Annotated in this window: 12 protein-coding genes and 5 tRNA genes; all 17 read left to right on the top strand. The window is 33.8% G+C overall.

Annotated features, from left to right (window positions below):
* Positions 1–498: an ABC transporter ATPase gene (locus tag RM519_RS04315; protein WP_311592325.1), complete on the top strand. Its 498-nt coding sequence runs from the start codon at positions 1–3 to the stop codon at positions 496–498.
* A 7-nt stretch (positions 499–505) separates the two neighbouring features.
* Positions 506–3,421, top strand: coding sequence for a serine hydrolase domain-containing protein (locus RM519_RS04310; RefSeq protein WP_311592324.1), 2,916 nt, complete (start codon positions 506–508; stop codon positions 3,419–3,421).
* A gap of 58 nt (positions 3,422–3,479) precedes the next feature.
* Positions 3,480–3,701: a PspC domain-containing protein gene (locus RM519_RS04305; RefSeq protein WP_311592565.1), complete on the top strand. Its 222-nt coding sequence runs from the start codon at positions 3,480–3,482 to the stop codon at positions 3,699–3,701.
* A gap of 3 nt (positions 3,702–3,704) precedes the next feature.
* Entirely contained in the window at positions 3,705–4,700 is a 996-nt protein-coding gene (locus RM519_RS04300) for a potassium channel family protein (RefSeq protein WP_311592323.1), read from the top strand.
* Between the two features lie 88 nt (positions 4,701–4,788).
* Positions 4,789–6,414 carry an alanine/glycine:cation symporter family protein gene (locus RM519_RS04295; RefSeq protein WP_311592322.1) on the top strand — a complete coding sequence of 542 codons (1,626 nt, stop codon included), beginning with the start codon at positions 4,789–4,791 and terminating at the stop codon, positions 6,412–6,414.
* A gap of 14 nt (positions 6,415–6,428) precedes the next feature.
* Positions 6,429–7,325 (top strand): ComEA family DNA-binding protein, encoded by an 897-nt coding sequence (locus RM519_RS04290; RefSeq protein WP_311592320.1) that lies wholly within the window; start codon positions 6,429–6,431, stop codon positions 7,323–7,325.
* Positions 7,326–7,341: 16 nt separating this feature from the next.
* Positions 7,342–8,508 (top strand): acyl-CoA dehydrogenase family protein, encoded by a 1,167-nt coding sequence (locus RM519_RS04285; RefSeq protein ID WP_311592319.1) that lies wholly within the window; start codon positions 7,342–7,344, stop codon positions 8,506–8,508.
* Positions 8,509–8,603: 95 nt separating this feature from the next.
* Complete coding sequence (gene rpsU / locus RM519_RS04280; RefSeq protein ID WP_311592318.1) at positions 8,604–8,801, top strand: 30S ribosomal protein S21; 198 nt, start codon at positions 8,604–8,606, stop codon at positions 8,799–8,801.
* A 64-nt stretch (positions 8,802–8,865) separates the two neighbouring features.
* Complete coding sequence (locus RM519_RS04275; RefSeq protein ID WP_311592317.1) at positions 8,866–9,753, top strand: tyrosine-type recombinase/integrase; 888 nt, start codon at positions 8,866–8,868, stop codon at positions 9,751–9,753.
* 6 nt (positions 9,754–9,759) lie between these two features.
* A complete protein-coding gene (gene hpf / locus RM519_RS04270; RefSeq protein WP_311592316.1) occupies positions 9,760–10,065 on the top strand; it encodes a ribosome hibernation-promoting factor, HPF/YfiA family in 306 nt (101 codons plus the stop codon).
* Between the two features lie 98 nt (positions 10,066–10,163).
* Positions 10,164–10,237 (top strand) — tRNA-Thr (locus RM519_RS04265).
* A gap of 90 nt (positions 10,238–10,327) precedes the next feature.
* Positions 10,328–10,408 (top strand) — tRNA-Tyr (locus RM519_RS04260).
* 43 nt (positions 10,409–10,451) lie between these two features.
* A tRNA-Gly gene (locus RM519_RS04255) sits at positions 10,452–10,524 on the top strand.
* An 11-nt stretch (positions 10,525–10,535) separates the two neighbouring features.
* Positions 10,536–10,607, top strand: a tRNA-Thr gene (locus RM519_RS04250).
* A gap of 61 nt (positions 10,608–10,668) precedes the next feature.
* A complete protein-coding gene (gene tuf / locus RM519_RS04245) occupies positions 10,669–11,853 on the top strand; it encodes an elongation factor Tu (protein WP_311592315.1) in 1,185 nt (394 codons plus the stop codon).
* Positions 11,854–11,918: 65 nt separating this feature from the next.
* Positions 11,919–11,991: transfer RNA gene (locus RM519_RS04240), tRNA-Trp, on the top strand.
* A gap of 19 nt (positions 11,992–12,010) precedes the next feature.
* The gene (gene secE / locus RM519_RS04235; RefSeq protein ID WP_311592314.1) at positions 12,011–12,199 is read left to right on the top strand and encodes a preprotein translocase subunit SecE; all 189 of its coding nucleotides are present in this window, start codon (positions 12,011–12,013) and stop codon (positions 12,197–12,199) included.
* Positions 12,200–12,202: the final 3 nt, after the last annotated feature.

The raw sequence follows: 12,202 nt of genomic DNA, 5'->3' as shown, positions 1-12,202 counted from the left end.
ATGTTTGTAACATTTGAATCACTTCCGAACAATGCACGTGTATGGGTATACCAATCTAATCGCGAGTTTTCCAAGATTGAATCTGAGAAAATTAATGAAAGTTTAATGACATTTGTAAATACTTGGCAACGTCATGGTGAAGATTTGAACGCGTCCTTTAGGGTTAAATACAATCAATTTATTGTATTAGCAGTAGATGAGAATGTGAATGAGGCTTCCGGTTGTTCTATTGATTCATCCGTAAGAGCAATAAAGTTTCTTGAGGATGAGTTTAATTTAGACTTAATGAATAAATTAAATATTGCTTTCAGAATTGGAGAGAATATCAATACCGTTTCCATGATGGATTTTCAAAATTATTTAAAAGAAGGTAAGATCAATTCAGAAACAATCGTTTTTAATAATATGGTTCAATCCAAAGAAGAATTAAATTTAAATTGGGAAGTTCCTATTCATAAAAGCTGGCATAATCGATTTTTGAATCTAATAAAATCCTAAGTATAGAATGAAGCATTTTTTAGTCGCAACTTTTTTATTTAGTTTCTTAATCTCTTTTTCTCAACAAAAAGATCCATTGCAAACCGTTGATGTGGAAAGTCAGAAAAAATGGGTGGATAGTGTTTTAAACACGATGACATTGGATCAGAAAATAGGTCAATTGTTTATGGTTGCGGCCTATTCTAATAAGGATGAAAAGCATGAAAAACAGATTTTAGAATTAATTGAAAAGTATCACTTAGGATCACTAATCTTTTTTCAAGATTTACCCGTTAAACAGGCAGAGTTAACAAATAAATATCAAGCCAAATCTAAAATTCCGATGCTAATTGGAATAGACGGAGAATGGGGATTGAATATGCGTTTGAAAAAAACATTTCGATACCCTTGGAATATGACATTGGGAGCCGTTCAGGATAATAAATTAATAGAAGAATTTGGAAAGCAGGTTGGTGAGCATTGTAACAGATTAGGAATTCACATGAATTTTGCACCTGTTGTAGATGTGAATACCAATCCAAAAAACCCTATTATTGGCAATCGTTCTTTTGGTGAGAATCAGGAAAATGTTGCTCAAAAGTCTATTGCCTTTACCAAAGGTATGCAGAGCATGAATGTTGTGGCGAGTGCGAAGCATTTTCCGGGTCATGGAGATACAGCAGCGGATTCACATCATACCCTACCTTTATTAGATTTTAACAGAAAACGTTTGGATGAGGTAGAATTATACCCTTATAGAAAAATTATTGACGAAGGAATAGCCAGTATTATGGTGGCGCATTTAAGTATTCCAATTTTAGAGCCGCAAGAAGAAATTCCTTCTTCTTTATCTAAAAATGTTGTGACTGACTTACTTCAAGATGAATTAGGCTTTAAAGGATTAATTATTACAGACGCTCTAAATATGAAAGGTTCTGCAAATTTTGCATCTTCTGCAGATGTAAATCTGGGTGCCATACTTGCGGGGAATGACTTGTTAGACGTGCCCTTAGATGTACCTGGTACATTTAAAAGATTTCATAAAGCTTTAGAATCTGGAGAATTAACTTTAGAAAGATTAGAACATTCTGTTCGAAAAATTTTAAAAACGAAATATTGGGCGGGTTTACATAAGTATGAGCCTATTAAAATTGAAGGACTACTCAAAGATTTAAATACTTCAGAAAATGAAGTTTTATTTAGAGATTTGGTTGAAAGTTCAATGACTCTTTTAAAGAATGACGATGAAATTTTTCCAATTAGGAGTTTAGAAAAACAAAAAATAGCATACGTAAAATTAGGCGATAGTGATAATGCTACTTTTATAAAATATCTGAAGAAGTATACAAATGTTGATGTGGCTAAATCTGAAGATATTTCGAGTTTAATTGAAGGTCTAAAACCCTACGATCTTGTCATTGTAGGATATCATAAATCAAATGTAAATCCTTGGAAAAGTTTTAAGTTTAGTGAGAAAGAATTAGAATGGTTAGAAGAGATATCTAAAAATAATAAAGTTATTTTAGATGTTTTCGCAAGCCCTTATAGTTTGTTGCAAATAAAGGATTTTAGAAATATTGAAAGTGTTTTGTTGTCATATCAAAATAGTGAGGTGTCTCAGGAAATATCTGCACAGATGATTTTTGGCGCACTTTCGGCAAAAGGGAAAATACCCGTTTCAATAAAAAATGAGTTCAAAGAAGGTGATGGTTTATTTTCTTCAAATTTATTGCGTTTAGGTTATGCCATGCCTGAAAAGGTTGGAATGAATTCTGAAAAATTGAAAAGAATAGATTCTATTTTTAAATTAGTAATTGACGAAGAAATGGCTCCAGGAGGTCAAGTTTTAGTTGCTAGATTTGGGAAAGTACTATATCATAAAAATTTTGGCTTTCATACCTATTCAAAAAAAAAAGAGGTTGAATTAACGGATGTGTATGATTTGGCGTCACTCACTAAAATATTAGGTGGCTTGCCAATGATAATGAAAAGTTATGAAGATGACTTGTTTCAATTAGATTCAGAATTGGGCGAATTACTTCCTTATTTAAAAGGTTCAAATAAGGACAGTTTAACAATGAGAGAAGTGCTCTCTCACAATGCGCGCTTACAAGCCTGGATTCCTTATTATGTAGAAACTTTGGATAGTATTTCTAAAGATCCATTGGTTGAATTGTATAGCTCTGAAAAATCAAAAGATTATTCTATTCAAGTAAGCAAAGATTTATATTTAAGAAATTCATTTACTGACACCATTTATAAAAGAATTTATGAATCAGATTTAAGAGAGAAGTCGGGCTATAAGTACAGTGGATTGGTTTTTTACCTATTTAAAAGGTATCTAAAAGATACCTACGGAAAAGGAATGGATGAATTGAATAATGCAAATTTTTATGATCGATTGGGTGCTTCGACACTAGATTATAATCCAGTCAATAACATAGATTTGGATAGAATTGTTCCTTCTGAAGTTGATAATTACTTTAGACGAGATACACTTCATGGTTATGTACATGATATGGGAGCTGCTATGTTTAATGGAGTTAGCGGTAATGCTGGCTTGTTCGGTAATTCAATAGATGTTGCAAAAATGATGCAGATGTATTTGCAGAAAGGCTATTATGGTGGAGATCGTTTTTTAAGTCCTGAAACAATTGAGGTTTTTAATACACGTCATTTTTTAGATGAAGATGTTCGGCGAGGATTGGGTTTTGATAAACCGCAGTTAGATGATGAAAGTATGGCAACCTGTGGTTGTATGTCTGATAAAAGTTTTGGACATAGTGGATTTACCGGTACTTATGCTTGGGCGGATCCTAAAACACAACTGGTGTATGTATTTCTTTCAAACAGAGTATATCCTACCATGGATAATAATAAATTAGGTGAGGAAAATATAAGAACCGAAATTCAGCAATATATTGTGGATGCAATAGTTGAATAGCTTATTTGATTTTGCTGATAATTCTAGTACCTTGCCTTCAAATATCTTATAATTGAAATTGATTAATTCTATTCGACATTTTTTCGAACGCCATGGATTCGCTGTCTCTTCAAGATTTGCTGATAAACTAGGAATGCGAGCAACCAATGTGCGTTTGTTTTTTATTTACATTTCCTTTGTAACAGTGGGTTTATCATTTGCCTTGTACCTAACATTGGCATTTTTATTGAAATTAAAAGATATGATTTATACCAAAAGAAGTTCTGTTTTTGATTTGTAATATATGGATGTAAAAAAGAAACTTTATGCGGCAGTAGGGCTTTTATTTATTGTGCTATCAATAGGGGTTTCGGGGTATATGATTATCTCTGGAGATAATTTTATAGATGCCTTGTACATGACTGTAATTACGGTTTCTACTGTAGGTTTTGGGTTGATTCACCCGTTATCTATAGAGGCAAAAATTTTCACAATCGTTCTTATATTTTTAAGCGTATTCTTGTATGGATATGTTTTAAAAGTGATTTCAGAAAACATAGCAATTGGTACTTTTTTTAAAGAATTAAAACATAAAAACATGCAAAAGAAAATTGACAATTTAGTTGGGCATACAGTTGTTTGTGGGTATGGTAGAAATGGGCAGCAGGCTGTTACAAAATTGAAAAAGTTTAATCAAACATGTGTAGTTATAGAGCAAGGTGATGATAAACTTTTACAGTTAGAGCAGGAGGAAATTTTATATTTAAAAGGAGATGCTACTGATGATGATGTTTTAGAGGCATCGGGAATAGAGAAAGCAAAATGTTTAATTGTGGCTTTACCTTCAGACGCAGACAACTTATTTGTTGTTTTGTCTGCTAGGCAATTAAATAAAAAGATAACAATAATTAGTAGGGCATCCGAAGAGTCTACATATAAAAAATTAAAAATTGCGGGTGCAGATAATGTAATTATGCCGGACAAATTAGGTGGAGATCATATGGCATCATTAGTGGTAACACCAGATATTATAGAATTTGTTGATATGCTCTCAATGGAAGGAGAGTTGTCGGCTAACCTACAAGAAGTATTGGTAGATAATCTTCCATCGAGTTATCTTAAGAAATCAATTAGAGATTTAGACTTAAGAAAAAAAACGGGTTGTTCTGTTATTGGATTTAAAAATGGGAATAATGATTATATCGTTAATCCCGAAGCAGACATAACTCTTGATAAAGGTTCTAAATTAATTGTGCTTGGTAGACCTGAACAAGTAGAAAAATTAAAATCGCTGTATTAAGTATTTGTTAAAATATTTTGATGATACCTTAAAATTTTAGGATATTGCGAGCAATTACTAACGAAATTATAATTTCCATTTAAATATTATGTATAAAAAACTTTTTACGCTACTTTTTGCAGTAGCACCGACTCTTATTTTTGCTCAAGATAAAGGATTAGATGAAAAAATTAATGATTGGTTCATGCCAATTGCAACTGCATGGGAAGGGTTTGTATTAGCTACTGTGCCAATTGGGAGTTATAATATTCCATTTGTGGTAATTTTATTAGTGGCAGGAGCTTTGTTTTTTACAATTTACTTTAAGTTCCCCAACATTACTAAATTTCCTATGGCTATTAATACGGTCAGAGGAAAATATGATGAATTAGATCATCATGAGTCTGGTGACGACCATACAGGTATGTCAATTGATGGTGATGTTATTGGTACAATTAAAGATGAAAGTCAAGAAGGAGAAGTTTCGCATTTTCAAGCATTGGCAACAGCAGTTTCTGGAACCGTTGGTTTAGGAAATATTGCCGGTGTAGCTGTAGCAATCGCCTTAGGAGGTCCTGGAGCGACATTCTGGATGATTGTTTGTGGTTTGCTTGGAATGGCTACAAAATTTGTTGAATGTACATTAGGTGTAAAATACAGAGATGTAGATGCTGATGGAACGGTTCATGGAGGTCCAATGTATTATTTAAGCAAAGGATTAAAAGAACGTGGGTTCACTAGACTTGGAAAAGTTTTGGGAATTGTTTTTGCAGTATTATGTGTTGGAGCTTCTTTTGGTGGAGGTAATGCATTTCAATCTAATCAAGCAGCAGTGCAACTAAGTTCTTTAATGAATTTGGAAGGTGGTTCTACTGGGGTAATCATCGGTGTTATAATGGCAGTTTTAGTTGCAATTGTAATTATTGGAGGTATTAAAAGAATTGCAAAAATTACGGAGAAAATTGTTCCGTTTATGGCTGGAATTTATGTATTAGCTTCTTTAATAATTATTTTTGCTAATATAAATTACATAGGTGATGCTTTCGGATTGATTATGAATGGAGCATTTACTCCTATGGCGGGTCTTGGAGGCTTTGTTGGAGTGTTGATTGTTGGTTTTCAAAGAGCAGCATTTTCGAACGAAGCAGGTGCAGGTTCTGCGGCAATTGCGCATTCAGCAGTTAAAACTAAATATCCGGCATCTGAAGGAGTAGTTGCTTTATTAGAGCCATTTATTGATACTGTTGTAATTTGTACAATGACAGCATTGGTTATTATTTTCTTTAATATTAACGGAACGGATATGCAGAGTGTGTTTGCTTATGGAGGAGATGGAAATAGCAATGTAATTTTAAACGCTACCGGAGAAGCTATTGGAGGAGTTGATTTAACTTCTCAAGCTTTTGATTCTGTTATTCCTGGATTCTCATATATATTAACAATTGCAATTGTATTATTTGCGTTTTCGACGATGATTTCTTGGTCTTACTACGGATTACAATCTTGGAAGTATTTATTTGGTAAAGGAAAGAAAGCTGATATGACCTATAAGATCTTATTCTTGATATTTATAGTTATTGGGGCAGGAGCAACTTTAGATGCTGTTATTAAATTTTCAGATGCCATGATTTTAGCATTGGTATTCCCTAATATGATTGGACTGTTCTTCTTATTCCCTAAAGTTAGAGAAGAAATGGTTAAATATGTAGATGCTATCAAAGGTATGAAAGCATAAACCAATTCATTTTTATGAAAAAATTAAAATCCCATTTTTGGTATAATAAACGCCAACGAAATGGGATTTTCTTTTTGTTGTTATTAATCGTTGTTGTTCAATTTTTTTATTGGTTTTGGTTTCCTAATTATATAGGCTCTAAAACTTATGAAGTATCTCATTCGGATCAAGTAAATATTGAAAAGTTTCAGAAGGAATTAGATTCTTTAGAAAAGGAATCTATTGCAGCATCAAAGCCTAAAATTTTTCCATTCAATCCAAGTTTTATTACTGATTTTAAAGGATATCAATTAGGGATGTCAACCGATGAGATTGATCGCCTTTTGGCTTTTAGGGCTAAAGGAGAATACATAAATTCAACGGAGCAGTTTCAGGAAGTAACTAAAATTTCAGATAGTTTATTGGCAGAGATTTCTCCATATTTTAAATTTCCGGAATGGGTAAATAAGCAGAAATCACAAAAGAGGGATAGACCAAGTGTAACAAAGTATGAAGTTAACCTGCCAATTGTTAAGCAAGATTTGAATGTAGCAACAGAAGAAGATTTTATTAAAATTTATGGTATAGGGGAAACCTTATCTAGTAGAATTGTAAAATTCAGAAATTCTATAGGTGGGTTTATAAACGATGATCAACTTAGTGAAGTTTATGGTTTAAAACCTGAAGTAGTGTTGGAAGTTTTAAAAAAGTACACGGTACTTTCAAAACCAGTAATTGAGCCTCTAAACATTAATACGGCAACTTTTAAGGAAATATTGCGACTTCCATATATAGATTATGAATTGACCAAACTAATATTTGATTATAGAGATGAGGTTGCAGAAATTCAATCTTTGGATGAGTTGAAAAATATAGAGGGATTTCCTTTGGAGTTGTTCGATAGAATCGCCGTATATTTGGAAGCTAAATAAATGATGAAAATTGAAAATGAATAGCATGTATTTTACGGAAGAACATAATGTCTTTAGGCAAAGTTTTAAGAATTTCTTGCAGAAAGAGGTCGTTCCGCATATTGATAAATGGGAAAAAACAGGAACTATAGATAGGTTCATTTGGAAGAAGTTTGGAGAGATGGGCTATTTCGGTGTGAATTATCCAGAGGCTTATGGAGGGTTGAATTTAGATTTGTTTTATACTGTTATTTTTTTAGAAGAATTACAGAAGATTAACTCGGGTGGATTTGCTGCAGCAATGTGGGCCCATGTTTTTTTAGCAATGACTCATATTAGTAAGGAAGGGTCTGAAGAGATTAAGAGAAATTATTTGACTCCAAGTATAGAAGGAGATAAAATAGGATGTTTGTGTATTACTGAACCTTTTGCTGGATCTGATGTTTCAGGAATGAGAACGACCGCTGTAAAAGTTGATGACACCTACGTATTAAATGGATCAAAAACGTTTATTACTAATGGTGTGTATTCTGATTATTTAGTGGTTGCTGCAAAAACGAGTCCTGAGTTGAAAGGTAAAGGAATTAGTCTTTTTGTGGTGGATAGAAATACACCTGGTTTGTCTGCAACTAAATTAGATAAACTAGGGTGGAAAGCATCAGATACTGGAGAAATAGCATTTGATAATGTTGTAATCCCTGCAAGTAATTTATTAGGTGAAGAGGATAAAGGATTTCCTTATATAATGCAGCATTTTGCATTAGAGCGATTAGTAATGGGTGTAAACGGGCATGCGAGAGCAGAATTTGCCCTGGAGTACGCAGTAAATTACATGGAGGAAAGGCATGCCTTTGGACAATCATTAGATAAATTTCAAGCTTTGAGGCATTCGGTAGCAGAAATGGCTAGTGAAATAGAAATGAATAAAGAGTTTAATTATTCAATAACCAAAAGAATGGAGCTTGGGCAGTATGTCGTAAAAGAGGCAAGTATGTCTAAATTAAATTCGACAAAATTGGCAGATAAAGTAATCTATAATTGTTTGCAGATTTTAGGAGGATATGGATATATTGAAGATTATCCAATGGCTAGGATGCTGCGCGATAGCAGATTAGGTCCAATAGGTGGCGGTACTTCTGAAATATTAAAAGAGGTAATTGCAAAAATGATTATAGATAAAAAAGAGTATAAACCAGCAACGTAAATAATTTTATAAAATTTAATTGCTAGTTGTTAAATAGTTTTTATCTTTGCGCCACCCTAAAAAAATAGGAGAACTAAGAAAGGAGGAACCAAGTTATGTTGATAATACCAGTAAAAGACGGAGAGAACATAGATAGAGCGTTAAAACGTTTTAAGAGAAAATTTGACCGTACAAAGACAATGAAGAATTTGCGTAATAGAAAGCATTTCACAAAGCCTTCTGTAGAGAAAAGAGCGCAAAACATTAAAGCAGCTTATGTTCAGAGATTAAGAACACAAGAAGAGCAAGGATAATGTTTCTTTCATATAAAAATTAATCCGTTAGAATTTGTAAATTTGTTTTCTAACGGATTTTTTTATGCCTATAAAATCGTTTTTAGAATATTTATCATTCGAAAAAAAATATTCGACACACACTATAACCGCCTATAAAAACGATTTATCTTCCTTTCAGCAATTTTGCAATAAAGAGTTTGATAATTTAAACATTGTTGAAGTAAACTACTCCCAAGTAAGATCTTGGATTGTGAGTCTTGTGGATTCAGGCGTTTCGAACAGGTCTATTAATAGGAAGGTAAGTAGCCTAAAATCCTTTTATAAGTTTTTACAAAAGATTCAACAGGTTAAAGAAAACCCGATTGCAAAACATCAAGCTCTAAAAGTTGCTAAAAGAGTGCAGGTTCCGTTTTCTGAGAAGGAAATCAAAGAAGTTATTGCCTTGTTGAATTCGGGAAATGATTACAAGTCTGTTCGTGATCGATTAATTGTTGAGTTACTATATTCAACAGGAATGCGAAGAAACGAATTGATTCAGATTAAATTAAGTGATGTGGATTTGTCAAATGGCAATTTAAAAGTATTGGGTAAGAGAAATAAAGAACGATTTATTCCTTTATTAAAATCTGTTCAAAACTCTCTGCAAGAATATATATTGATAAGGTCGGAATTGAACCCTCCAATTGACTATCTTTTTTTTACAGATAAACAAAATAAATTGTATCCCACACTTGTTTATAGAATAATAAATGAGTATTTTAGTACGGTGTCAACGAAGGTTAAAAAAAGCCCTCACGTTCTTCGGCATTCTTTTGCAACTCATTTGTTAAATGAGGGTGCAGATTTAAATTCAGTGAAAGAACTGTTGGGGCACTCTAGTTTAGCTTCAACACAGGTATATACCCATAGTAGTTTGGGTACGTTAAAAGAAGTGTATAACCGAGCTCATCCTAGGAGCGCAAAAAAATGATTATTTATGAAGGTATTTGTTCAGTCAGTAAATTTTAATGCTGACAAAGATTTGGTAGAATTTGTAGAGAAGAAGGTTTCAACATTAGAAAAGTATTATGATAGAATTGTAGATGCAGAAGTGTTTTTAAAAGTACAGCAAACAAGTGAAAAAGAAAATAAAACAGTAGATGTTAAAATTAATGTGCCAGGTGACGATATAATCGTAAAAAAGGTTTGTAAAACATTTGAAGAAGGAATTTCTTTATGTACAGATACCCTTAAAAGGCAGTTAAACAAGCGTAAAGAAAAACAACGTGCACATCACGTGTAAAAAAAGTAAAAAAAAACGAAAAAAGTTTTGCGTAAAAAAGAAAACTTTATACCTTTGCAGTCCGTTAGAAATAGCGGGCTGTTTTTTTAGCAGAAAAAGCCGATGTAGCTCAGCTGGCTAGAGCAGCTGATTTGTAATCAGCAGGTCGTGGGTTCGAGTCCCTCCATCGGCTCTAAAATTAGAGATTAAGCTCCACAAAAAGGGCTTAATTTTTTTGAAAAGAAATTGAATATTGTATTCAATTTTGTTCTTTGAAAATAATGGTGAGATACTCAAGTGGCCAACGAGGGCAGACTGTAAATCTGCTGCGCAAGCTTCGAAGGTTCGAATCCTTCTCTCACCACAATATTTTAGTCAGAATCCTTTGGAGGATTGGATAAAAAAAAGCGAAAGTAGCTCAGTTGGTAGAGCGTCAGCCTTCCAAGCTGAATGTCGCCGGTTCGAACCCGGTCTTTCGCTCAAATTTTTTAGCCGGTGTAGCTCAGAGGTAGAGCGTTTCCTTGGTAAGGAAGAGGTCACGGGTTCAATTCCCGTCATTGGCTCAAATATGTAAAGTTTGAACACTAAATTATATATATAACTAAGAATTAAAAATTAATAATCATGGCAAAAGAACATTTTGACCGCTCCAAATCACACCTTAATATAGGTACTATTGGACACGTAGATCACGGTAAAACTACTTTAACTGCAGCGATTACTAAGGTATTAGCTGATAAAGGACTTTCTGAAGTAAGAGATTTCGATCAGATTGATAACGCTCCAGAAGAAAAAGAAAGAGGTATTACTATTAACACTTCTCACGTAGAGTATCAAACTGCTACTCGTCACTACGCACACGTTGACTGTCCAGGTCACGCCGATTACGTAAAGAACATGGTAACTGGTGCTGCTCAAATGGACGGTGCTATTTTAGTTGTTGCTGCTACTGATGGTCCAATGCCACAAACTAGAGAGCACATCTTATTAGGTCGCCAAGTAGGTATTCCTAGAATGGTTGTATTCATGAACAAAGTGGATATGGTTGATGATGAGGAATTATTAGAATTGGTTGAAATGGAAGTTAGAGAATTATTAGACTTCTATGAGTATGATGGTGATAACACACCGGTAATTGCTGGATCTGCATTAGGTGGATTGAATGCTGAGCCAAAGTGGGTTGATACTATTATGGAATTAATGGATGCTGTTGATTCTTGGATTGAATTACCAACTCGTGAAGTTGATAAAGATTTCTTAATGCCAATCGAGGACGTATTTACTATTACTGGTCGTGGAACTGTTGCTACAGGTCGTATCGAAACAGGAGTTGCTAATACAGGAGACGCAGTAGATATCATTGGTATGGGTGCTGAGAAATTGGCTTCTACTATTACAGGTGTTGAAATGTTCCGTAAGATCCTTGATAGAGGTGAAGCAGGAGATAACGTAGGTATCTTATTAAGAGGAATTGAAAAGTCTGATATCAAAAGAGGAATGGTAATCTGTAAGCCAGGTTCTGTAACTCCACATGCTAAATTTAAAGCTGAGGTATACGTACTTAAGAAAGAAGAAGGTGGTCGTCACACACCATTCCATAACAACTACCGTCCACAGTTCTACGTAAGAACTACAGATGTAACAGGTACTATTAACTTGCCTGATGGAGTTGAAATGGTAATGCCAGGTGATAACTTAACGATAACTGTTGAATTACACCAACCAATTGCAATGAACATAGGTTTACGTTTTGCAATACGTGAAGGTGGAAGAACAGTAGGTGCTGGTCAGGTTACAGAAATTCTTTAATTAACCACACCCTATTAAAAGTTATGAAAGCTGCTTCTCTAATTTAGAGAAAGCAGCTTCCATTTACGGGTGTAGCTCAGTTGGTAGAGCACTGGTCTCCAAAACCAGGTGTCGGGAGTTCGAGCCTCTCCGCCCGTGCAAAATATAGAATACGAATATGAAATTTATTAAATATATTAAAGACTCTTATGAAGAGTTAAGTACAAAAATGACTTGGATTCCATTTTCGGAAGCTCAAAAGTCAACAGTAGTAGTTGCGATTTTTACTATAATTTTTGCATTGGCTGTGTTTGTAGTAGATAAAGCATTTCAATCGGTTCTTGGCGAGTATTTTAAACTATTTTAATTC

The organism is Urechidicola vernalis (genome assembly GCF_031846385.1).
GTDB lineage: Bacteria > Bacteroidota > Bacteroidia > Flavobacteriales > Flavobacteriaceae > Urechidicola > Urechidicola vernalis.
This window is presented reverse-complemented; position numbering and strand designations above follow the sequence as displayed.